The organism is Anaerostipes sp. MSJ-23 (assembly GCF_018918155.1).
In the GTDB taxonomy this organism is placed as follows: domain Bacteria; phylum Bacillota; class Clostridia; order Lachnospirales; family Lachnospiraceae; genus Anaerostipes.
In genome coordinates this window covers 18,917-42,580 of record NZ_JAHLPY010000021.1, presented here as the reverse complement: position 1 = coordinate 42,580, position 23,664 = coordinate 18,917, and the positions used below count along the sequence as shown (strand labels likewise).

Genomic DNA, 23,664 nt, shown 5'->3' with positions numbered 1-23,664 from the left:
ATTATGATTTAGCCACAGCCTACCAGTCTGTGCACGTCAACTATTGAAAGCGCCGTATACCGAACGGTACGTACGGTGCTGCGAGAGGACGGCGGTTAGTCACCGCCTCCTACTCGATTGAAATATTATCCCCACACTTCTTCAGCGATCTCTTTGATTAGGGCTAATTTTTTCCACTGATCTTCATCTGTCAGGATGTTTCCTTCTTCGGTAGAAGAAAATCCGCATTGTGGGCTTAAGCAAAGCTGATCCAATGGAACATACTGGCTTGCTTCTTGGATACGAACTTTGATTTCTTCTTTATCTTCCAGCTGTGGATCTTTGGAAGTGACAAGACCTAAAACAACTTTCTGGTCTTTTATGAAACGTAATGGTTTGAAGTCTCCGGCACGGTCACTATCATATTCTAAGAAGAAACCATCAATCTTACATCCGCCAAATAATGTTTCAGCAACTGGTTCATAACCACCAGAAGAGAACCAGGTAGAACGGAAGTTTCCGCGACAGATGTGCATGGTAATTGTCATATCATCTGGTTTTGCTTCGAGAGCTTCATTGATCATCTTTACATAATTTTTTGCAATCTGATTGAGATCAAGTCCGCGGCTTGCGTAGTCATCGCGCTTGCTCTGATCACAAAATTCGCCCCATGATGTATCATCAAATTGTAAATAGCGACATCCACGAGCATAGAAAGCTTTGATCGCTTTTTGATAAGCAAGTGCGATTTCATGATAAAGATCATCTTCATTTTTGTAACGATCGATAGGCTGATAGCTTTCGCTTCCACGAACGCAGCAGATTAAGTGAAGCATCGTAGGAGAAGGAATCGTCATTTTACAATCAATGTCTCCTGCAACTTCTTTTAGATAAGAAAAATGATCGAGAAAAGCATCATTTTCGTCAAAATCAATTTTATCAATAATTTCAAGAGTGGCGGCTTTAGGTTGATGTCCTTTAAACGCAACAGACCAGTGATCTGCTTTGATTTCTTTTACACCAACAAGAGAGGCAAGAAAATCTAGATGCCAGTAGCGTCTTCTTAATTCACCATCGGTGACAGCTCTTAATCCAACCGCTTTTTCTTTCTCTACCAATTCTTTGATGGCTTTATTTTCTACTTCGCGTAATTGAGCATCATTTATTTTTCCTTCCAGATGTTGTGCTCTTGCCTCTTTTAAGTATTCTGGTCTTAAAAAACTTCCGACAATATCATATCGATAAGGTCTCATAAAAATTGTACCTCCTAATTTTTTGAAAAAATAACTACAAATTATAATAATTATAACAACTATCAAAAGGAAAGAGAAATATATATAAAGCAGTGTTTGATATAGAAAAAAACTATAGTAAATCTAAGAGGTGAGATCGAGATGTAAGAGCAACTTCTTTTGAAAGGAATAAAAATGGTAGGACCTATCAGAATAATGTCTTTCCTTTAACAAACATTGTATGCAAAGTACAGACAAGATTTATGTTAAGAAGATGTTAATTGTACAAAATTAAAAAAAATGCATGTTTTATGTATTTTTATTTAAGCATTGTAGAGAGAAATGAAAATTTTTGTTATAATACAGATAGATAAAAAAATAACAATATGAGGGTATTGTAGTTAAGTGTTTTTTAAAGGAAGGGTAAGCAAGTATGTACGATGTAACAAGTATCAACAGTTTAAAAAAGGATTTACTGTATCTGGTAGCAAGAGCAGCTTTTGATGGAACTTTGGAACAAGATAGAGATCTCATTCCAGAACAGATGATTCCTGGTCCAACTCCAACATTTCGTTGTTGTATTTACAAGGAAAGAGAAATCATTCGTCAGAGAATCCGTTTGGCAGAGGGAAAGGCTCCTGGAGCAGAAGATGATGGAAATATCGTTCAGGTGATCAAATCTGCGTGTGCAGACTGTCCAATTTCCAGCTATGTTGTAACAAATAACTGCCAGAATTGTCTTGGAAAAGATTGTATTAAAGCTTGTCGTTTTGGTGCAATTGAACCAGGTAATACAAGATCGAAAATTGATTCGGCTAAATGTAAAGAATGTGGAATGTGTGCGAAAGCCTGTCCATACAATGCAATCGCACATGTATCTAGACCATGTAAGGAAAGTTGTCCAGTGAACGCAATTTCTTATGATGAATATGGAATTTCTGTAATCGATGAGGAAAAATGTATCCGTTGTGGACAGTGTGCAGCAAAATGTCCATTTGGGGCAATTGGAACAAAGACATGGGTTGTTGATACAGTGAATGCATTAAAATCAGATAAGAAAGTATATGTAATTCTTGCACCAGCTACAGAAGGTCAGTTTGGAAAAGACATTACTATGGAAAGCTGGAGAGAAGCGGTAAAGAAAGCCGGTTTTGAAGATCTTGTAGAAGCAGGTCTTGGTGGAGATATGACAACTTGCAGTGAAGCAGAAGAGTGGATTGAAGCTTATAAAAATGGAGAAAAGAAAACAACTTCTTGCTGTCCTGGATTTGTAAATATGATTCGTAAACATTATCCAGATCTTGCAGATATGATTTCCACAACAGTATCTCCAATGTGTGCAGTATCAAGAATGATCAAGGCAAAAGATCCAGATGCAGTTACAGTATTCGTTGGACCATGTGTTGCAAAGAAATCAGAAGTTGCCGATCAGAAGATCGAAGGAAATGCAGATTATGCATTAAACTACAATGAAATTCTTGCTATTTTACGTGCAAGAGGCGTTGAATTACAGCCTGCAGAAAATACATATCAGGATTCTACAATCTTTGGTAAATTCTATGGAAACTCTGGTGGAGTTACAAATTCTGTCCTGGAATATATGAAAGAAACAGATCAGGATCTGGACATTAAGGTATGTAAGGCAAATGGAGCTGCTGAATGTAAGAAAGCATTGATGTTCTTACAGAGAGGAAGACTACCGGAAGACTTTATTGAAGGTATGGCATGTGAAGGCGGATGTGTCGGAGGACCAAGCCGTAATGAAGAAGTTATGAAGGCAAGAAAAGTTAGAGAAAATCTGATTAAATCTGCAGATGATCGTAAGATCACAGATAATTTAAAACGTTATGATATGGATAGTTTTTCTATGCATCGTTAGAAAGCAGGCGTGTGGGATTTTTCCTACACGCTTTTCTTTGTTTATAAAAAGAGAAAGATATGATACAAGCTTATTAAAAATAGGTAGGATTGTATTAAAAACAGTAATGATTCCTACTAGCATTTTCTCAAAAAGTATGTTATAGTATTGTCAAACAAAAGAAGTAAACAAGTCTGATTTGGAGGTTATATTTAATGAAAGATATTACAATTACAGATTCTATCAAATATATTGGAGCAAATGACCATGACATCGATTTATTTGAAAGTCAGTACGTTGTACCAAACGGAGTTTCTTATAATTCCTATGTCATTTTAGATGAAAAAGTAGCCGTTATGGATACAATTGATAAGAGAAGAACAGATGAATGGTTGGACAACCTTGCAGAAGAATTAAATGGAAAAGATGTTGATTACATTGTTGTATCCCATCTGGAACCAGATCATGCTGCAAGTCTTCAAGTATTAGCAGAGAAATATCCAGAAGCAAAAATTGTTGCCAATGCAAAAACATTTAATATGATTCCACAGTTCTTTACATTTGATTTGACAGATCGTAAAGTGGAAGTAAAAGAAGGAGATACACTTTCTCTTGGAAAACATGTTCTTCAGTTCTTTATGGCACCAATGGTTCATTGGCCAGAAGTTATGGTAGAATATGAACAGACAGAAAAAGTTTTATTCTCAGCAGATGGATTTGGAAAATTTGGAGCGCTTGATGTAGAAGAAAGCTGGGCATGTGAAGCAAGACGTTATTATTTTAATATTTGTGGAAAATATGGAGCACAGGTACAGGCTCTGTTAAAGAAAGCTGCAACTTTGGATATTCAGATGATTTGTCCATTACATGGTCCAATCTTAAAAGAAAATCTTGGATATTATATTGGACTTTATGATACATGGAGCAAATATGAACCAGAAGACGAAGGAATTGTTGTTGCATATGGTTCTATTCATGGAAATACAGCAGAAGCTGCAAAGAAATTTGCTTCCATCTTGGAAGAAAAAGGTGCAAAGAAAGTAGTTGTCGCTGATTTGTCCAGAGATGATATGGCAGAAGTAATTGAAGATGCTTTCCGTTATGATAAACTGGTTCTTGCAGCAGCAACTTATGATGGTGGAATTTTCCCATGTATGGAAGATTTCTTACATCATTTAAGTGCAAAGAATTACCAGAAACGTACCGTTGCATTTATTGAAAATGGTTCCTGGGCGCCAATGGCTGCAAAGAAAATGAAAGCAATTGTTGACACATATAAGAATATGAATGTTGTAGAACCTGTTGTAACAATTCGTTCTACGATGAAAGAAGATACAGTAAAGGCAATGGAAGAACTTGCTGATCATCTGTTAAACGCATAAGAAGAAAAAATAAAAAAAGAAAGGCATGTCTTTAAAAGAAGAGACATGCCTTTCTTTTTTCTGTTATAATGAGAAAAAACAAAGGAAAGGATAAGAAAATGGGAGAATTTCAATATGTCTTTGGTCCAATTCCATCAAGAAGACTAGGAAGGTCTCTTGGGATTAGTCCATTGCCTAAAAAAACATGCAACTATTCTTGTATCTACTGTCAGCTTGGCAGAACAGACAAAATGACCAATACAAGACAGGAGTTTTATAAGACAGAGGATATTTTAGAAGAATTTAAAGCTTATTTAAAAGATTCTGATAAATTTGATATTGTAACGGTGGTAGGAGAAGGAGAACCGACGTTATGTAGTAATCTTGGAGAATTGATTTGTGGATTGCAGGAACTTACCGATAAGCCAGTAGCAGTTATTACAAATGGAGCTTTGCTTTCAGATCCTCAGGTAAGAGAGGAACTTTGTCATGCAGACATGGTCCTTCCTTCTTTAGATGCTTATAATCAGGAAATTGCGAAAAAAATTGATCGTCCATATGGAAAAATTAAATTTGAAGAAGAATTTGAAGGACTCGTTACCTTTACAAAGATGTATCAAGGAGAATTGTGGCTTGAAATCATGCTGATTGATGGAATCAATGATGATAAAGAGTCTATCAACGCATTCAAAGAATTGCTTTTGAAACTTCGTTACGACCGTTTGTATTTAAATACTCCAGTACGCCCGCCGGCAGAAGAGGGAGTGAACGTTGTATCAGAAGAACATATGAAATATGCGGTTGAAACGCTCGGTGGAATTTCTATTGAAATGGTAAGCTCTGGAAGCTTTTTTAGTGAGATTGAGGATGACTATGAGGCAGTCAAGTCAATCATTGGGCGCCATCCGATGAATCAATTTGAAGTTTCTGGCTTTCTTGAAAGCAGACAGGTAGAAAATAAAGAAGAAATTATGGAGCAAATGAAGCGGGATCCAGAAATTGCAGTGATTGACTACAAAGGAATTCTTACTTTTCGGCTTTGTTAATTTGGAGGAGAAAATGAAACATAGTGTAAAAAAAGTAGCAGCAATTCATGATTTGTCCGGATTTGGAAGGGCATCTTTAACGGCCATTATACCGATCTTATCATCAATGGGAGTACAGGTATGTCCGCTTCCAACCGCTATTTTATCAAATCATACCGGAGGATTTGAAAATTTCAGTTTTGTGGATTTCACGGATCATATGCAGGAATATATTGATCAGTGGAAAGCATTAAATTTAGATTTTGATTGTATTTATTCTGGATTTTTAGGTTCTGAACGTCAAATTCAAATTGTTTCTGATTTTATTGATGATTTTAGTACACCGGATAATATGGTTGTTGTAGATCCAGTGCTTGGGGATAATGGAGCATTATATTCAACAATGACAGATGAACTTGTATCTGGAATGAGAAAACTAGTTGCAAAAGCGGATATTATTACGCCAAATTTCACTGAAGTTGGTCTTTTGCTTGGGGAGCTATATGAAGAAAAGACAACGGATGAAAAAATGAAAAAGTGGTTGAAGAGACTTTCAGATATGGGACCTGAAATTGTTGTGGCAACAAGTGTTCCCGATCAGGGAGAAGGAAAAGATACAAATGTTGTTGCCTATGATAGAAGTTGTGATACATACTGGAAAATCCAATGTCGTTATATTCCGGCTTCTTATCCGGGAACGGGTGATGCTTACACTTCTGTCATGATTGGAAGTCTTCTGGATGGCGATAGCCTGCCAATTGCATTGGATAAAGGAGTGCAGTTTATTACGCAGGCAATTAAAGCAAGCTATGGATTTGATTATCCAAATAGAGAAGGGGTACTTCTTGAAAAAGTCCTGGAAATTTTAAAGATGCCAGTCGTATTAGGTGGTTATGAGATGTTAAAATAAAAAGAAAGAAGGATGTTTATGTTTCAGTTAATTGATCAGGAGCATTGGGAGCGGAAAAAGCACTTTGAATATTATATGGAAATGATTCCATGTGGCTATACTGTGACGGTACGCTTGGATGTGGAAAATCTGTATCAACAAGTAAAAAAACAGGGATTAAAATTTTATCCGGCATTTATTTATTGTGCAGGAAAAGTTATTAATGAAAAGAAAGAGTTTAAAATGGGTCTTGATGCGCAGGGAAATCCAGGTTACTGGGATGTAATGCATCCTAATTTTACGATTTTTCATAAAGATGATCATACATTTTCTGATATTTGGTCCGAATATAACGATGATTTTAAAACTTGTTATGAGAATATTGTAAATGATATGGAAACTTATAAAGATGTCAAAGGACCAAAAGGAAAAGAAAATCAGCCGCCGAATTTTTTCTGTATTTCCTGTGTTCCATGGATGGATTTTACGGGGTACAGTACTTGGGTTCCGGGAGGAACGCCTAATTTATTTCCAATTGTTACTTTTGGAAAATATGTACTAGAGGATGGAAGGCGAAAATTATCTACGGCCCTGACGATTGCGCATGCATCGGCGGATGGTTATCATACAAGCATGTTTTTTAAACGGCTCCAGGAAGTATTATCAGAAATTACGCTTTAGAAAACCATTAAATGTGATTTTAGAAAATTCCTCAACTAAATGATAAATTTCTTCTTCAGGCTGTTTGAAATCTTCATGTACCCAATTTTGGATGAGACCGATGCAACCGTTTGCAATATAGGTATGCAATGCTGCAAAAAGATCTTTAGAAATAGAAGGATATTGAGCATTCCAGCTTGCAATCGTTTTAGCCTGTGAAATCTTTGTAATCTTATTTAAAAAACCAGGATCTCCATTGTTGGAAAATACAAGGCGGACAAGATCTTTATGTTCACTGACATAAACAACAACAGCTCCTGGTAACAAAGCGATGGATCCTTCTAGTTTTTGTTCCAATGTCTCGATGATTTCATCTTCGATTGAGTGGAGAAGATCTTGTGGATTGGAATAATAAGTATAAAAAGTACTTCGATTAATACTCGATAATTCACAAATTTTTGATACAGTAATTTTTTGAATGGATTGTGTTTTCAGCAAGGTGAGAAAACTTTCTCGTAATGCCTGTTTTGTCCGTAAAATTCTCCGATCTGTTTTTTTGTGGTTCATAAAAAGTCCTTTCTAAAATGCTGAAATTTATGGAAAAATGTTGGATAAACAGCATATTTTTATTGTTTGATGGTTGTTCCATATTCATATATTGATTATAATATACATATGAATGAAAAACAACACTTGTAGGATAAGGGGGCATTGAAATGAATCGACAGGACTTTTACGATGGGAAAATATTTGATGCATATAAATATATGGGTGCGCATAAAGAAGGAGATGGAATCCGTTTTATCACCTATGCTCCAAGAGCAGAAAAAATTTCGATTATTGGGGAGTTTAATCAATGGCAAGAAGAGTTCCTCACAAAAGAAGATCAGAGTGGTTTCTTTTCCTTTTATTCGAATCAGGCACAGGTTGGACAAATGTATAAATATTGTATTTATGGTCCTGGAGGACATATGCAGCAACATTGTGATCCATATGGGTTTGAGATGGAGTTAAGACCGGGAGATTGCTCAATTATTTGTGATCTTTCGGAATATGAATTTCATGACCAGGAATGGATGGAAGGTCGTAATGATGGCATGGAAGAGGCTGTTAATATTTATGAGATGCATATGGGATCATGGAAAATGAATCCAGAAGATAAAAATGGATGGTACTCTTATGATGAAATTGCAAAAATGCTAGTTCCTTATTTGAAAAGTAATCATTATACGCATGTGGAGCTGATGCCGCTTTCAGAGCATCCGTTTGACGGTTCATGGGGATATCAGAATACTGGATTTTTTGCTCCAACAAAAAGATATGGAAAGCCAGCGCAGCTAATGAAATTTGTTGATCTTTTGCATCAGGCAGGAATTGGTGTAATCATGGATTTTGTTCCGGTGCATTTTGCGGTTGATACTTATGGACTGAGATTATACGATGGAACTCCATTTTATGAGTATGACAATCGAGATACTGGAGAAAGTGAATGGGGAAGCTGTAATTTTATTCATTCTAGAAGAGAAGTTCAATGTTTTTTGCAGTCTGCTGCAAATTATTGGTTGTCAGAGTATCATTTTGATGGAATTCGTATGGATGCAGTGAGTCGATTGATTTATTGGCAGGGAGATGAGAGACGAGGAATTAATGATACAGCGATCAAATTTTTAAAAGATTTCAATCTTGGATTGAAACAGCGCCATCCAACAGCGATGCTTATTGCGGAAGATTCTACTTCCTATCAGGGAGTAACAACTCCAGTATGGAAAGGCGGACTTGGTTTTGATTACAAATGGGATCTAGGTTGGATGCATGATACGCTGGAATATTTCCAAACAGGTCCACAGTATCGAACAAGGGATTATCATAAACTGACATTTTCTATGATGTATTATTGGAATGAACATTATATGTTGGAATTTTGTCACGATGAAGTTGTTCATGGAAAAGCAACGATTCTGCAGAAGATGTATGGAGATTATGATGATAAATTTCCACAGGCGCGGGCGATGTATTTATACATGATGATGCATCCTGGGAAAAAACTGAACTTTATGGGAAATGAGTTTGGTCAGTTAAGAGAGTGGGATGAAAAACAAGAACAGGACTGGTGTATATTAGAATACCCAATTCATAAGGCATTTCATCGTTATATGATTGAATTAAATAAAATTTACCAGAAGGAGGATGCATTGCATAAAGATTATCATCCATATAATTTTCAATGGCTTGACTGCCATCAGGAAGAGCGATGCATCTATTCGATTGGAAGAATGAAAGAGGATACGATGTTAGTTGCTGTTTTAAATTTTTCAGATCAGGAGCAAGAGGATTATAAGTTTCAGATTTCAGGAAGGTGGAGAAAGAAGATTTTACTTCATACGGATTGGGAAATTTATGGTGGAACGATAAAGAAACGGAAGGAAAATTGTCACCTAAAGGGAAAAGAACAAGAGAGTGAACTTACGATAACATTGCCACGATATAGTGGAATTCTTTTGGAGTTAAAAAAGAAGCCAATTTCATAAGAAAATAACATCTGCCGCTATTGATTTTTCAATAACGGCAGATGTTATTTATTCTTTTTTATATACATAATAGGAATAGACATAAGGAACTAAAACCATAACACTAAGAATGGTAACAAAGAGAATGGTCTGTATTGAATTTGGAAGAAAAATGGACAATGCCATCAAGATGCCTCCGATAAACCATATTTTTCCTGCAATGCGATGTGTTTTAAACCAGACAGTTTCGTTAGCAATAGACCATGGGGTTTTAATTCCCATAAAATAGTTCGGTTTTAATTTTGGAAGCAAATTTCCAATAAAGGAAAGAAGAATTCCAACGATAAATATAACAAGTTTTCCAACGGGAAGTTGTATACCAAAGGCTGGACCAAGAGAAAAAATTTGTATGGCCAGGATAAAAAGAGCGATGGCAGTCATAAATAAATCGTATTCTCTATGAAAAATATGATAGGAATTTTTCTTTGGATCAATTTTTCGAACAAAATCCATGAAAAACCTAAAAATCAGGATTAGCGCAGGCTCTAGGAAAATCCAGTATCGACTCCCATATCCATCAATTTTTCCATCAAAGCCCCAATGAATAGGAATCTGTTCTTTCAGAGACGGAAAAGCAATGATTGAAATTAGCAAAGATATCATAAAAATAAATAAAATAGTTTTATTTCTTATTTTCAATTGTTCTTATCCTCCTTAAAACTTTGAAACCAATAAATAATTTCCTCAAAGACCGATAAATTTAATTCATAGTAGATAAATTTTCCATGTCTTGTCACCGTCACTAGGTTTGCTTCTTTTAAAAGGTTGAAATGATGAGATAAAGTAGCTCCCGTCATTTCAAAATGTTCTCCGATTTCTCCTGCAGAAAGAGCTCCATCTTTTAAAAGGTTTAAAATTTCTCTTCTAGTAGGGTCGGATAGTGCTTTAAATGTTTGCTGAAACCCCAAGAAATCATCTCCTTTATATAATTAGAAGTTTATCTAAATGTAGCATGAAAATACACAGATGTCAATTGATATTTAGAAAGTTATCTAAATATTATTTGAGAAAACTTTTTCTCATAATATGTGGACAAACTGGTATAATATAGAAGAAAAAGTACAAAATATCTATAAAGGAGAAAGAAAAATGAAAGTTTACGATCTTGTGATCATTGGATCTGGACCGGCAGGAATGTCAGCAGCAATTTATGCAAAAAGAGCTATGTTGAACTGTATTGTTCTTGAAAAAGAATATCTTCCTGGTGGACAGGTGGTTCAGACTTATGAAGTTGATAACTATCCAGGAATGCCAAAAACCAATGGAATGGATCTTGGAGATAAATTTGCAGAACATGCAAAAGAACTTGGTGTTGAAATAAAGACAGCAGAGGTAACGGATATCTGTGTGGATGATCTGATCAGGGAAATTTATTTAAAAAGTGGAGAAGTTTTAAAGGCAAAGACGATCATTCTTGCAACAGGTGCACAGCATCGGCTTCTTGGTGTTGAAGGAGAAGAACGTCTTGGCGGTATGGGAGTTTCCTATTGTGCAACATGTGATGGAGCATTTTTCCGTAATAAGACAGCAGCTGTTGTCGGTGGTGGAGATGTTGCCCTGGAAGATGCTATTTTCTTGAGTAGAATTTGCAAAAAAGTGTATTTGATTCATCGAAGAGATGCGTTCCGCGGGGCAAAAATTCTGCAAGATCAGGTAGAAAAAAATGAAATAATTGAAGTGTTATGGAATACGATTGTGACAAAAATCGACGGTGAAAATCAGGTGGAAAGCATAACGATTGAAAATGTGGATAACCATGTGGATAAGTCACTTTTGGTTGATGGAATCTTTATTGCTGTCGGTACACAGCCTGCTGCGAATTTCCTTGCTGGAAAGCTTCAAACAGATGAGCAGGGATACATTGTTGCAGGAGAAGATGGAGTGACAAATTTACCTGGAATTTTTGTCGCTGGAGATGGAAGAACGAAAAATTTAAGACAGGTGGTAACCGCCGCAGCTGACGGGGCAAATTGCGTTTTATCAGTAGAGCGTTATTTGCAGATGACACAATTTTCTGAAAACTTAATTAAATAATTTTTGGTGACTAAAAAATGATTTTGCAAGTACTTTTTTACGATTTGTGAGACATGTATAATTGGATTAAAAAAGGAAAAAATAACCAGAAATGATTGCAAATTTTATACACAAAGTTATCCACATGTAAAATAACGGAAATTAGCCGAAAACTAGTTATACACAAAGTTATCCACATTATCCACAGGGTGTTTTCGACAAAAATTGATTGTTAAAAAAACAAAAAAGAAAACAAATGTTTTGTGTAGTATTTCTAAAAAGATTTTTGTTCCAATGACGGCCAATCTATGTTATAATGATTTTACATTAAAAGTAAAGGAGTTGGGAGTCATGAAGTTCATTATTAGTGGAAAGAACATCGAGGTTACAGAAGGAATGAAGGCAGCAGTTGAGGAAAAACTTGGCCGCCTCAATAAGTATCTGGTAGATGACACGATTGTCAACGTTACCCTCAGTGTTCAAAAAGGTAGACAGAAGATTGAAGTTACCATTCCTATGAAGGGACATATTATCCGTGCAGAAGAAGGAAGCGAGGATATGTATGTATCCATTGATTTAGTTGTAGATGTGATTGAACGTCAGATTCGCAGATATAAAACAAGACTGATGAATCAGAAGCATGAGGGAACCAGCTTCAAGCAGGAATTTATGGATATGGAAGATGAAGTGGAAGATGATGATATTCAGATTATCAGAACCAAGAAATTTGCCATCAAACCGATGGATGTAGAAGAAGCATGCATCCAGATGGAATTATTGGGACATGATTTCTTCGTATTCCGTAATTCTGATACGTTCGAAGTCAATGTCGTATATAAGAGAAAAGAAAATACATACGGATTGATCGAACCAGAATTTTAGAAAATTCTGTTGACAGGAGGCTCTTTTCAAAGGGTCTCCTTTTTCTTTATGGTTTTATATGATTGTAAATATGATGCAGAAGCTTACAAAATATAAAACTCTTTTCGCCTATAATTAAGAAAAAATTTCAAAAGATATGTTAAAATTAAATAAAATCAAGGTTTTTAAAGGCAGTTTGCTTGCGTCGGATATTTAGAAGTGTTACAATATAACAGTCTATATACTATGATAGACAGTATTAGTTAGGAGAACAAATTTATGAGTTTATTTGATAAGATGTTTGGTTCTCACAGTGAAAAAGAACTGAAGCGAATCAGCAAAACCGTGGATAAAATTGAGGCACTGGATGAATCCATGCAGAAGTTATCGGACGAAGAATTAAGAGCAAAAACAGAAGAATTTAAAGACCGTTTATCCAAAGGTGAAACATTGGATGATCTTCTTCCAGAAGCATTTGCTGTTGTACGTGAAGCCAGTAGCCGTACCATTGGACTGAAACATTATAGAGTACAGTTAATCGGTGGAATTATCCTGCATCAGGGAAGAATTGCAGAGATGAGAACAGGAGAAGGTAAAACCCTTGTTTCTACGTTACCTGCTTATTTAAATGCACTGGAAGGAAAGGGTGTTCATATCGTAACGGTCAATGATTATTTGGCTACTCGTGATGCAGAATGGATGGGACAGGTGCATAATGCACTTGGAGTCAGTGTCGGTGTTGTTACAAATGATATGGATAATGATCAACGTCGTGCTGCATATAATTGTGATATTACTTATATTACAAATAACGAACTTGGATTTGATTATTTAAGAGATAATATGGTCATTGACAAAGCAGATCTTGTACAGAGAGACCTTCATTATGCGATTGTCGATGAGGTTGACTCGGTTTTGATTGATGAAGCGAGAACACCATTGATTATTTCTGGAGAAAGTGGAAAATCAACAGAGCTTTACCGTGCATGTGATATTTTAGCACGTCAGATGGAACGTGGAAGTTCTGATGGTGAATTATCTAAGATGGATATCTTAATGAATGAAGATATCAAAGAAGATGGAGATTTCCTTGTAAATGAAAAAGACAAGAATATTCTTTTGACAGCAGAAGGTGTGCGTAAGGTTGAGGAATTTTTCCATATTGAAAACTTGGCAGATCCAGATAACCTGGCAATTCAGCATAATATTATTCTTGCTCTTCGAGCACATAATTTAATGTTTAAAGACAAAGATTATGTTGTAAAAGATAATGAAGTTCTTATTGTCGATGAATTTACTGGACGTATTATGCCAGGAAGACGTTATTCCGATGGCCTTCATCAGGCAATTGAAGCAAAAGAACATGTACAGGTAAAAAGAGAGTCTAAAACTCTGGCAACAATTACCTTCCAGAATTTCTTTAATAAATATGAAAAGAAAGCTGGTATGACAGGTACTGCTAAGACAGAGGAACAGGAATTCCGCGAGATTTATGGAATGGACGTTGTTGAAATTCCAACAAACAAACCGGTTATTCGTATTGATCATAATGATGCAATTTATAAAACAAAAAGAGAAAAAATGAATGCCGTTGTAGACGATATCATTGCTTCTCATGAAAAAGGACAGCCAGTTCTGGTAGGTACAATTACCATTGAAACTTCGGAAGAACTAAGTGCAATGTTAAAGAAGAAGCGTATCAAGCATAATGTCTTAAATGCGAAGTTCCATGAGAAAGAAGCAGAAATTATTTCTCATGCAGGTGAAATTGGTGCTGTTACTATTGCGACGAACATGGCAGGTCGTGGTACCGATATCGTCCTGGAAGATGGTGTTGCAGAACTTGGTGGATTAAAGATTATTGGTACAGAACGTCATGAATCTAGACGTATTGATAATCAGCTGCGTGGTCGTGCAGGTCGTCAGGGAGATCCGGGAGAATCTAAATTCTATCTGTCCCTTGAAGATGATTTAATGCGTCTGTTTGGATCTGAGCGTATGATTTCTATTTACAATGCTCTCGGTATTCCAGAAGGAGAAGAAATCCAGCATAAATCTATTAGTAAAACAATTGAAAGAGCACAAAAGAAGATCGAAAATAATAACTTTGGTATTCGTAAAAACTTGTTGGATTATGACCGTGTCAACAATGATCAGCGCGAAGTTATCTACAAAGAACGTCGTAGAGTTCTCGATGGGGATAATATGAGAAACTCTGTTTTGAATATGATGAAAGAAACAGTTGCAAATCATGTTAGCCAGGTTATCAGCGATGAACTTCCTCCAGAAGAATGGGATTTAGATTCTTTAAATGCAGAACTTCTTCCAATTGTGCCGTTAAATAAAATTGAACTTACTGATGCAGAGAAAAAGTCTGGTAAAGTGGAAACACTGATTGAACGTCTTCAGGAAGAAACGGTTGCATTATATGAAGAGAAAGAAAAAGAATTTGAAGACTTTGATCTTCGTGAAATTGAGCGTATCATTCTCTTGAAGGTCATTGACCGTAAATGGATGGATCATATCGATGATATGGATCAGTTAAGAGAAGGAATCGGAATGCAGGCTTATGGACAGAGAGATCCGGTTGTTGAATATCGTATGATCGGTTTTGATATGTTTAATGATATGACAAAAGCCATTCAGGAAGAAACAACAGGGGCTTTATTCCATGTTCAAATTGAACAGAAAATTGAAAGAGAAGAGGCTCCGATTATTACAGGAACAAACAAGGATGAAAGTGTAGAAAGAAAACCTTATGTAAGAAAAGGTGCAAAGGTTGGAAGAAATGATCCTTGTCCGTGCGGCAGTGGAAAGAAATATAAAAACTGCTGCGGAAAAAATAAATAAGGAGTTTATCAATGATTGAGTTAGAACAATTAAAATATACTTTAAACTCTTTCCGAGAACCACTGGAGGACCTCAGTGGTTCTCTTGCTTTAGAGGCAAAAAAAGAAAGAATTGACCAGCTGGAACTTTCCATGGAAGAACCTGGGTTTTGGGACCAGGTAGAAAAATCTCAGCAGGTAATGAAAGAAGTAAAGGGTTTAAAAGATGTAGTAGAAGAATATGAAGATTTAAAAACAAAATTTGATGATATCGAGACGCTAATTGAAATGGCATCTGAGGATGAAGATGAAGATTTGGCAGCAGAGGCTGTAGATACGATGAAGGATTTTGAAAAAGAATATGAACGACTTCGTATTTCTACTCTTTTGACTGGAGAATATGACAAAAATAATGCGATTCTTACGCTTCATGCTGGTGCTGGAGGAACAGAATCTTGTGATTGGGTTAGTATGTTGTACCGTATGTATACAAGATGGGCTACAAAAAAAGGATATAAAACAGAAGTACTTGATTATTTAGATGGAGATGAAGCTGGCATTAAATCAGTAACAGTTAAGATTATCGGAGAAAATGCATTTGGCTATTTGCGCTCGGAACGTGGTGTTCATCGTCTTGTAAGAATTTCACCATTTAATGCAGCTGGAAAGAGACAGACTTCTTTTGCTTCTTGTGATGTGATGCCAGAAATTAAGGAAGATTTAGAAGTAGAAATTGCAGATGAAGATATTAGAATTGATACGTATCGTGCCAGTGGTGCTGGTGGGCAGCATATTAATAAAACAGACTCTGCGATCAGAATTACACATATTCCAACAGGAATTGTCGTACAATGTCAGAATGAGCGTTCTCAGCACAAAAATAAAGACCAGGCAATGAAGATGTTAAAAACAAAGTTGTATTTATTAAAAGAACAACAGCATCTCGAAAAATTATCAGATATCCGTGGAGATGTCACAGATAATGGATGGGGAAGTCAGATTCGTTCTTATGTATTACAGCCATATACACTGGTAAAAGATCACAGAACAAACGAGGAAAGTGGGAATCCATCGGCAGTGTTAGATGGAGATTTGGATGCATTTATGAATGCATATCTTTCATGGGAAAATCAGAAAAAAACAAGGGGTGAAGAATGAAACAATTTCTGAAATATGCAGCAGCAATTGTGACATTTTTAGGAGGAACTGGCCTATTGTTTACAGTGTTCTGTAATCAGAGTCTTAAAAATGAAAGAAAAACTTATGATACTGATCAGATGGAAAACATCCCATCAGTAGATGCAGTAATTGTTCCTGGATGTCTTGTTCATGAAAATGGGAAGCCATCGTTTGCATTGGAAGATCGCTTAAATACGGCCTTAGATCTTTACCAGAGCAGAAAGACGAATCTTATTATTTTATCTGGAGCAGCAAGAGAAAATCGGGCAGGAAGAAAATTTCTGATCAATGCCAAAGTAGATTCTAAACATATTATAATGGATGATGGTGGTCTTGATACTTATTCCACTGTTTATCGGTGTCGGGAAGCATTTCCTAAGAAGCAGTTTTTGGTTTGTACGCAAAAAAAATATTTTAAACGAACCGGTTATCTTATGCAGCAACTTGGAATGAATGGTTTTTGCGTAAGAGCGGATCGGCATTCGTATAAAAAAGAACTTTATGAAAAGTTTCGTGATTTTTTTGCAGCTGATAAGGCGTGGATAGAATGCACAATTACAAAACCGAAACCAAAATATAGTCTGAAAGAACTTCCAATTACCTATTGATTATTGCATACAAATGTGATAGTATTCTGTAGAAAGACATGTGTACACCGCACAAATACAAAGGAAGCAATTCATTATGGAAGAGACAAATTACTATGTGATTAAAAAAAAGGCGGTTCCAGAAGTGCTTTTAAAGGTTTTGGAAGTGCAAAAACTTTTAGATTCCAAGCAGGCAGTCTCGGTTCTTGAGGCAACAGAAACCGTCGGGATTAGCCGTAGTTCTTATTACAAATATAAAGATGACATCTTTCCTTTTTATGCCAAACAAAAAGGAAGAAATATTACATTTGTCATTGAAGTCAATGACCAGCCAGGTGTGATGGCTTCAATTTTGCAGATTTTTGCAGAGTACAATGCTAATATCCTGACGATCCATCAAAGCATTCCGATTAATGGAAAAGGACTTCTGACGGTCAGCGTGGATATTGTATCGGAGCAGACCAATATATCAGTTATGATCCAAAAGGTAGAGAAGATTGAATCTGTATCTTATGTAAAGATCATTGCGATGGAATAATTTAAATTACAAAATAAAGAGAAGAGTTTAGGAGGCACAAATAAAATGTTAGTAGTGAAAAAATTTGGAGGAACTTCTGTAGGAAATAAGGAACGAATCCTGAATGTAGCAAAGAGATGCATTGAAGATTATCAGAAGGGAAACGATGTTGTTGTTGTTTTATCAGCCATGGGAAAAATGACGGATGAACTGATTGCAAAAGCAAAAGAAATTAATCCAAATCCTTCAAGAAGAGAGATGGATATGTTGCTGACAACAGGAGAACAGACTTCTGTATCTTTAATGGCAATGGCAATGGATTCTCTTGGAGTTCCTGCAATTTCTCTGAATGCATTTCAGGTAGCAATGCATACAACATCTGTATATAGCAATGCAAGAATTAAAAGAATTGATACAGAGCGTATCTTTAATGAATTAGAACAGCGTAAGATTGTCATTGTTACTGGATTCCAGGGAGTTGATCGTTTTGATAATTATACAACTCTTGGACGAGGCGGATCTGATACAACAGCAGTAGCTTTAGCGGCTGCACTTCATGCAGATGCATGTGAAATTTATACAGACGTTGATGGTGTTTATACTGCAGATCCTAGAAAAGTGCCTGAAGCAAAGAAACTTTTGGAAATTACTTACGATGAAATGCTGGAAATGGCAACTCTTGGAGCTGGTGTTCTTCATAATCGTTCTGTTGAGCTTGCAAAGAAACACGGTGTTCAGTTAGTTGTAAGATCTAGTCTGACAACAGAAGAAGGAACTGTTGTAAAAGAAAATGCAAAACAAGAGAGTTCTGAGATTAGTGGTGTAGCCGGAGATGATGATGCTGCAAGAATCGCAGTGCTTGGTTTGGAAGATACACCAGGAATTGCATTTAAAATTTTTAACGTTATGGCAAAGAAAAATGTAAATGTTGATATGATCCTTCAGTCTGTCGGAAGAAATGATAAAAAAGATATCTCATTTACTGTAAAAGAAGAAGATATGGATCTTGCAGTAGATTCTCTGAAAGATTATCTTCCAGAAGGAAGCTATGAAGAAATCAATGTGAAAAATGATATTGCGAAAGTATCTATTATTGGAGCAGGACTTCGTAATAATTACGGAATGGCAGCTCGTATGTTTGAGGCACTTTATGAAGCAAATGTCAATATACGTATGATTTCCACTTCTGAAATTCGAGTGACAGTACTGGTAAACAGAGCAGATATGGAAAAGGCAATGGTTGCAGCTCACAGCGCATTTAAGATGTAAATAGACCAAGAAGAAAACCGCCTGTTTTTTCAGGCGGTTTTTTCTATCTAGAAAGAAAGGAATGGGAAGGATGAAAAGACAAGATTATATTTCATGGGATCAGTATTTTATGGGAATTGCTCTGCTTTCGGCACAAAGAAGTAAAGATGATCATACGCAGGTTGGTGCATGCCTTGTAAGTCCACAAAATAAGATTTTATCGGTGGGATATAATGGAATGCCGACGGGATGTAATGATGATGATATGCCATGGGAGAGAGAGGGTGATGCCCTTCATACAAAGTATTATTTTGTATGCCATGCAGAATTAAATGCCATACTAAATTATGGAGGAGGATCTCTAGAAGGAGCTAGAGTTTATGTTACGTTATTTCCATGTAATGAATGTGCAAAGGCAATCATACAAAGTGGAATGAAAGAAGTAATTTATATGCAGGATAAGTATGCGGATACAGACGAGACAATCGCATCGAAGAAAATGTTTGATATGGCAGGCGTGTCTTACCGGCAATTTCAGCCGAAAGGGCAAACGATTGAAATAGAAGTATAGGAATGATGACATGGATATTATAAAGATTTTACAGGAAGAACTTGGAATTCGAAAACAGCAGGTAGAAACAACCATTCAGTTAATTGATGAAGGAAATACGATTCCGTTTATTGCCCGTTATCGAAAAGAAATGACAGGATCTCTTGATGATGAGACCCTTAGAAATTTTCATGAAAGATTATTGTATTTAAGAAATTTGCAGGAACGAAAAGAGGCTGTAAAAAAGAGTATTGAAGAACAGGGAAAGCTGACACCAAAGTTAATCAATGAAATTGAGGATGCAAAAACACTTGTAGCGGTAGAGGATTTGTATCGTCCATATAAACAAAAAAAACGAACAAGGGCGATGATCGCGAAACAAAGAGGCTTGGAACCTTTGGCGCAGATTCTTTTGCTTCAAAAAATAGATCATTCTTTTGAAAAAGAAGCATTGGCGTTTGTTGACAGCGAAAAAGGTGTTGAGACAGTAGAAGATGCTATAAAAGGTGCAATGGATATTATTGCAGAGCAAATTTCAGATGATGCACGTTATCGTTCTTATATTCGCAAATGCACATGGAATTATGGAAAGATTGTATCATCTGCAAAGAAGCCGGAGGAGTCTTCTGTGTTTGATATGTATTATGAATTTGAAGAACCAATAAAGAAGATTGCAGGATATCGAATTCTTGCAATCAATCGTGGGGAAAAAGAGGGTATTCTTCAAGTGAAAATTGAACCGGATCAGACAAAGATTGCATCTTATTTGGCAAAAAAAATCATCCGTGAAAACAATCCATATACAACAAAAGTTCTTCTAGCAACTATAGAAGACAGTTATAAACGCTTGATTGCACCATCGATTGAGAGAGATATTCGAAATGAGTTGACAGAACATGCTGCTACAGAAGCAATCAAAGTATTCGGAAAAAATCTAACGCAGCTTCTGATGCAGCCTCCGATTGCAGGGCAGGTTGTCCTTGGATGGGATCCGGCATTTCGTACCGGATGTAAACTTGCTGTCGTTGATGCAACAGGAAAAGTATTGGATACGGTTGTGATTTATCCAACAGCTCCACAAAATAAGGTAGAAGAGTCTAAAAAGATTGTAAAGGAGCTTATTAAAAAATATGGAATTACGCTAATTTCTATTGGAAACGGAACGGCATCCAGAGAATCAGAGCAAATTGTCGTTGAGATGTTGAAAGAAATCAAGGAACCGGTTCAGTATGTGATAACGAATGAAGCAGGGGCATCCGTTTACTCAGCAAGTAAACTCGCAACAGAAGAATTTCCAAATTTTGATGTAGGACAAAGAAGTGCAGCATCGATTGCAAGAAGGGTACAGGATCCTTTAGCAGAGCTTGTAAAGATTGAACCAAAAGCAATTGGTGTTGGTCAATATCAGCATGATATGAATCAAAAACAGCTTTCAGAGGCTCTTGGAGGTGTTGTGGAGGCAACCGTAAATAAAGTCGGTGTAGATTTAAACACAGCATCAGCTTCCCTGCTTGAATATGTCTCTGGTGTTTCGAAAACAGTTGCCAGAAACATTGTTGCATACCGTGAAGAAAATGGATCGTTTCGCAATCGGAAAGAGTTATTAAAAGTTGCAAAACTTGGTCCAAAGGCATTTGAACAATGTGCCGGATTTTTAAGAGTATCTGGGGGAGATCAACCTCTAGATGCAACGGCTGTTCATCCAGAAACATATAAAGAAACTTCCATGCTGTTAAAGCAGCTTGGGTATTTAGAAAAAGAACTATCCGGGGAAGGTTTGCGCGGAATTAGCAGTAAGATTTCAGATTATAAAAAACTGTCTGAAAAGCTCGGTATTGGAGAAATTACTTTAAAAGATATCGTGAAAGAATTGGAAAAACCAGGAAGGGATCCAAGAGAAGATCTTCCGAAACCAATTTTAAGAACGGATGTTTTGGAAATCAGTGATCTTAAACCTGGAATGAAATTAAAAGGAACTGTTCGAAATGTAATTGATTTTGGGGCGTTTGTAGATATCGGTGTTCATCAGGACGGTCTGGTGCATATTTCAAAAATGGCGGATCGTTTTATTAAACATCCGTTAGAAGTAGTAAGTGTCGGCGATGTTGTTGAGGTAACCGTCCTGAGTGTTGATGTAGACAAAAAGCGAATACAGCTTAGTATGAAAAATTAATACCATCCTCCGGAAAAAGTAATGATTTGTCCGGTCATATATTTTGGAGCCGTTGCAGTATGATAAACCATCTGCGCGGCTTCCTTTGGATCTGCAATATAATCAGCTGGAATTTCATCTTTGATTAAGGCGAGGTCCTCTTCATCGAATTCACGATTCATATCGGTATCAATCATACCAAAAGCAATTGCATTGACTTGAATATTACTTGCGGCAACTTCCTTGGCAAGTGCTTTTGTAAAAGCATTAACGCCCCCTTTGGTTGTAGAATATAAAACTTCACAGGAAGCCCCAACATTTCCCCAAATAGAAGAAATATTAATAATTTTTCCACTATGGCGATGAATCATATGCGGAAGGATGTTATGACAAGTAGAAAAAACGGAAGTCAGATTTGTATTTAAAATCTGATACCAGTCTTTCGTTGTTGCATCTGTAAAAAGTCCGACTTGGGAAATACCGGCATTATTGATCAAACAGTCGATGGTATGGAAATGTTCGAGAGCTTTCGTAATCATATCTTTTACAAAATCGGGTTGACTGATATCGCCGATAAAGGATAAACAGGAAACACCAGATGATAGGATTTCCTGCTCTAGAGAATTCAGATGTTCTGGATGATGGAAGCCATGAATAACAACGTTCCATCCTTGTCTTGCAAAGTAAAGGGCAGTTTCACGTCCGATACCACGGGAACTGCCGGTAATTAATACTGTTTTCATTTTTCTATACCTCGTTTGTTTATTTTTAAAAATTTAATAAAAGCCGCTTATCATTATAACATGGGCGGTTGTTGAAATAAATTAAATAATTTGTTATACTGAACAAAGTTGTATACGGAAGGGAGTAGATCGATGGCAAAGAAACAGAAGAAAAAAATCGGTGCCGGAGCAGTTTTTGCAAGAATTGTAACTGTAATTCTTGTAATGATTCTTGGTGGCGTTGTAAGTTTTATGGGAAGTAAGACTTATTTTGCAAATAGATTAAAAAAAGACAAGAAAGCTGAAATTGCAAAACAGCTGAAAGAAGAAAGTAAAGAAAGAGTAGATGTAGGACTGATACAGGCTGGGAAATCCATGACACTTAGAATTTATCACAATAAGAACCAGCAGATCATTTTTGTTCCGCTGCGTTCGGATATGATGCTTGATCTAAACAAAAAAGGAAAAGATGCCGTAGAAACAGCGTTTGGAAGAACAAAAAGTTCGGTAACAGTTTCAGAACTTATTAAGGCAACAAAAGATGGTGTGCTGATGAAACAGCAAGTGGAAAAAACTTTGGGAATCAGTATTGATACTTATGAAACAATGACAGAAAAACAGCTGGTGAAGTTAATGAATATGGCAGGAGAGATTAATGTAGATCTTGATAAAGCAGTAACATATGAGGATCAGACCTCAAAAACAGTTACTTTAAATAAGAGAAGTAATACATTAAATGGAAATGCAGTTCTTGCATTAATGACGGATCAGACATTGTTTGAGAATGAAGAAGTTCATGTAACTTTACAAGGGGATATTCTTGTTGCAATTACAAAGGCATTAAAAGAAAAATCATTATCTGAATATAAAGAATATGTAAGTAACTATTATGATACAGTAAAATCTAATACGAGTTTTAATGAAGTTGAAAAATATTTAAGTAGGATCCGCGGTGTAAAAGGAACAGATATTAATTACAAAATCCTTGATGGAACGGAACAGAATGGAACGTTTATTGTAGATGCAAGTGAAGCTAAAAATGTATTTGATCAGATTCTTTCAGAAAGTGGAGATTTGGATGCAGCACTTGCAACAACTACAACCGCTAAAAAGAAGAGCACAAAATCATCATCGAAAAACGTTAATATTGAAATTCAGAATTCCACAGGAATTACAGGACTTGCAAGCCGCTGGAAAGATAAATTGTCAGAAGACGGATATACGATAGGGCTGGTACAGACAAATCGTTCTGGTGCGTTGACACATACAAAGATTATTGTTGCCAAAAAAGGTCTTGGAAAAGATCTGAAAAAATATTTTAAAAATCCTCAGTATCAGGTAGGAACTGTGTCCAGTGGTTTGAAAATTTGTATTATCATTGGTACAGAAGATCAGATTTAAACGAAATGAAAAAGAATAAGGAAAAGAAGGTGCAA

Annotated in this window: 21 protein-coding genes; 16 read left to right on the top strand and 5 right to left on the bottom strand. The window is 36.3% G+C overall.

From position 1 onward, the window contains the following. Window positions 1–125 precede the first annotated feature (125 nt). On the bottom strand, window positions 126–1,232 hold the full coding sequence (locus KQI71_RS11315) for a 5-methyltetrahydropteroyltriglutamate--homocysteine S-methyltransferase (protein ID WP_216436239.1): 1,107 nt from the start codon (window positions 1,230–1,232) through the stop codon (window positions 126–128). A gap of 412 nt (window positions 1,233–1,644) precedes the next feature. Between KQI71_RS11315 and KQI71_RS11310 the strand changes: the two genes are divergently transcribed. From KQI71_RS11310 to KQI71_RS11290, 5 genes are all read left to right on the top strand, one after another. Next, entirely contained in the window at window positions 1,645–3,090 is a 1,446-nt protein-coding gene (locus tag KQI71_RS11310) for a 4Fe-4S dicluster domain-containing protein (protein WP_216436238.1), read from the top strand. 194 nt (window positions 3,091–3,284) lie between these two features. Next, window positions 3,285–4,451, top strand: a complete 1,167-nt coding sequence (locus KQI71_RS11305) for an FprA family A-type flavoprotein (RefSeq protein WP_216436237.1) — start codon at window positions 3,285–3,287, stop codon at window positions 4,449–4,451. 98 nt (window positions 4,452–4,549) lie between these two features. Further along, window positions 4,550–5,476 (top strand): radical SAM protein, encoded by a 927-nt coding sequence (locus KQI71_RS11300; protein WP_216436236.1) that lies wholly within the window; start codon window positions 4,550–4,552, stop codon window positions 5,474–5,476. Between the two features lie 13 nt (window positions 5,477–5,489). Continuing rightward, window positions 5,490–6,365: a pyridoxamine kinase gene (locus KQI71_RS11295; protein ID WP_216436235.1), complete on the top strand. Its 876-nt coding sequence runs from the start codon at window positions 5,490–5,492 to the stop codon at window positions 6,363–6,365. Between the two features lie 18 nt (window positions 6,366–6,383). Beyond that, window positions 6,384–7,025: a chloramphenicol acetyltransferase gene (locus KQI71_RS11290; RefSeq protein WP_216436234.1), complete on the top strand. Its 642-nt coding sequence runs from the start codon at window positions 6,384–6,386 to the stop codon at window positions 7,023–7,025. On the opposite strand, the gene KQI71_RS11285 is transcribed toward KQI71_RS11290, so the two are convergent. Next, window positions 7,008–7,571, bottom strand: a complete 564-nt coding sequence (locus KQI71_RS11285; protein ID WP_216436233.1) for a TetR/AcrR family transcriptional regulator — start codon at window positions 7,569–7,571, stop codon at window positions 7,008–7,010. The genes KQI71_RS11290 and KQI71_RS11285 overlap by 18 nt on opposite strands. Before the next feature lie 149 nt (window positions 7,572–7,720). On the opposite strand from KQI71_RS11285, the gene glgB reads away from it, so the two are divergent. Next, a complete protein-coding gene (gene glgB, locus KQI71_RS11280) occupies window positions 7,721–9,532 on the top strand; it encodes a 1,4-alpha-glucan branching protein GlgB (RefSeq protein WP_216436232.1) in 1,812 nt (603 codons plus the stop codon). A gap of 48 nt (window positions 9,533–9,580) precedes the next feature. On the opposite strand, the gene KQI71_RS11275 is transcribed toward glgB, so the two are convergent. Together KQI71_RS11275 and KQI71_RS11270 are read right to left on the bottom strand one after the other, a co-directional pair. Continuing rightward, window positions 9,581–10,210 carry an SdpI family protein gene (locus KQI71_RS11275; protein ID WP_216436231.1) on the bottom strand — a complete coding sequence of 210 codons (630 nt, stop codon included), beginning with the start codon at window positions 10,208–10,210 and terminating at the stop codon, window positions 9,581–9,583. Continuing rightward, window positions 10,207–10,479, bottom strand: coding sequence for an autorepressor SdpR family transcription factor (locus KQI71_RS11270; protein ID WP_216436230.1), 273 nt, complete (start codon window positions 10,477–10,479; stop codon window positions 10,207–10,209). The genes KQI71_RS11275 and KQI71_RS11270 overlap by 4 nt, the downstream gene beginning before the upstream one ends. 181 nt (window positions 10,480–10,660) lie before the next feature. On the opposite strand from KQI71_RS11270, the gene trxB reads away from it, so the two are divergent. The 9 genes from trxB to KQI71_RS11225 all read left to right on the top strand — a co-directional run bounded on the left by trxB (window position 10,661) and on the right by KQI71_RS11225 (window position 21,527). After that, window positions 10,661–11,605, top strand: coding sequence for a thioredoxin-disulfide reductase (gene trxB / locus KQI71_RS11265; RefSeq protein ID WP_216436229.1), 945 nt, complete (start codon window positions 10,661–10,663; stop codon window positions 11,603–11,605). A 330-nt stretch (window positions 11,606–11,935) separates the two neighbouring features. Next, window positions 11,936–12,466 (top strand): ribosome hibernation-promoting factor, HPF/YfiA family, encoded by a 531-nt coding sequence (gene hpf, locus KQI71_RS11260; protein ID WP_216436228.1) that lies wholly within the window; start codon window positions 11,936–11,938, stop codon window positions 12,464–12,466. 258 nt (window positions 12,467–12,724) lie between these two features. After that, a complete protein-coding gene (secA, locus tag KQI71_RS11255; RefSeq protein ID WP_216436227.1) occupies window positions 12,725–15,295 on the top strand; it encodes a preprotein translocase subunit SecA in 2,571 nt (856 codons plus the stop codon). A gap of 11 nt (window positions 15,296–15,306) precedes the next feature. Further along, complete coding sequence (prfB, locus tag KQI71_RS11250) at window positions 15,307–16,431, top strand: peptide chain release factor 2 (RefSeq protein WP_216436226.1); 1,125 nt, start codon at window positions 15,307–15,309, stop codon at window positions 16,429–16,431. Then, window positions 16,428–17,060 carry a SanA/YdcF family protein gene (locus tag KQI71_RS11245; RefSeq protein WP_216436225.1) on the top strand — a complete coding sequence of 211 codons (633 nt, stop codon included), beginning with the start codon at window positions 16,428–16,430 and terminating at the stop codon, window positions 17,058–17,060. Before prfB ends, KQI71_RS11245 begins: the two co-directional genes overlap by 4 nt. A gap of 76 nt (window positions 17,061–17,136) precedes the next feature. Further along, the gene (locus KQI71_RS11240) at window positions 17,137–17,577 is read left to right on the top strand and encodes an ACT domain-containing protein (RefSeq protein ID WP_216436224.1); all 441 of its coding nucleotides are present in this window, start codon (window positions 17,137–17,139) and stop codon (window positions 17,575–17,577) included. Window positions 17,578–17,622: 45 nt separating this feature from the next. Next, a complete protein-coding gene (locus KQI71_RS11235; protein WP_216436223.1) occupies window positions 17,623–18,825 on the top strand; it encodes an aspartate kinase in 1,203 nt (400 codons plus the stop codon). 70 nt (window positions 18,826–18,895) lie between these two features. Beyond that, window positions 18,896–19,375, top strand: a complete 480-nt coding sequence (locus KQI71_RS11230; RefSeq protein ID WP_216436222.1) for a deoxycytidylate deaminase — start codon at window positions 18,896–18,898, stop codon at window positions 19,373–19,375. 10 nt (window positions 19,376–19,385) lie between these two features. Beyond that, window positions 19,386–21,527 carry a Tex family protein gene (locus tag KQI71_RS11225; protein ID WP_216436221.1) on the top strand — a complete coding sequence of 714 codons (2,142 nt, stop codon included), beginning with the start codon at window positions 19,386–19,388 and terminating at the stop codon, window positions 21,525–21,527. Here the strand turns inward: KQI71_RS11225 and ymfI are convergent. Next, on the bottom strand, window positions 21,524–22,249 hold the full coding sequence (ymfI, locus tag KQI71_RS11220) for an elongation factor P 5-aminopentanone reductase (protein ID WP_216436220.1): 726 nt from the start codon (window positions 22,247–22,249) through the stop codon (window positions 21,524–21,526). The two genes, KQI71_RS11225 and ymfI, sit on opposite strands and share 4 nt — an antisense overlap. Before the next feature lie 132 nt (window positions 22,250–22,381). Between ymfI and KQI71_RS11215 the strand changes: the two genes are divergently transcribed. Next, window positions 22,382–23,629 carry an LCP family protein gene (locus KQI71_RS11215; protein ID WP_216436219.1) on the top strand — a complete coding sequence of 416 codons (1,248 nt, stop codon included), beginning with the start codon at window positions 22,382–22,384 and terminating at the stop codon, window positions 23,627–23,629. Window positions 23,630–23,664: the final 35 nt, after the last annotated feature.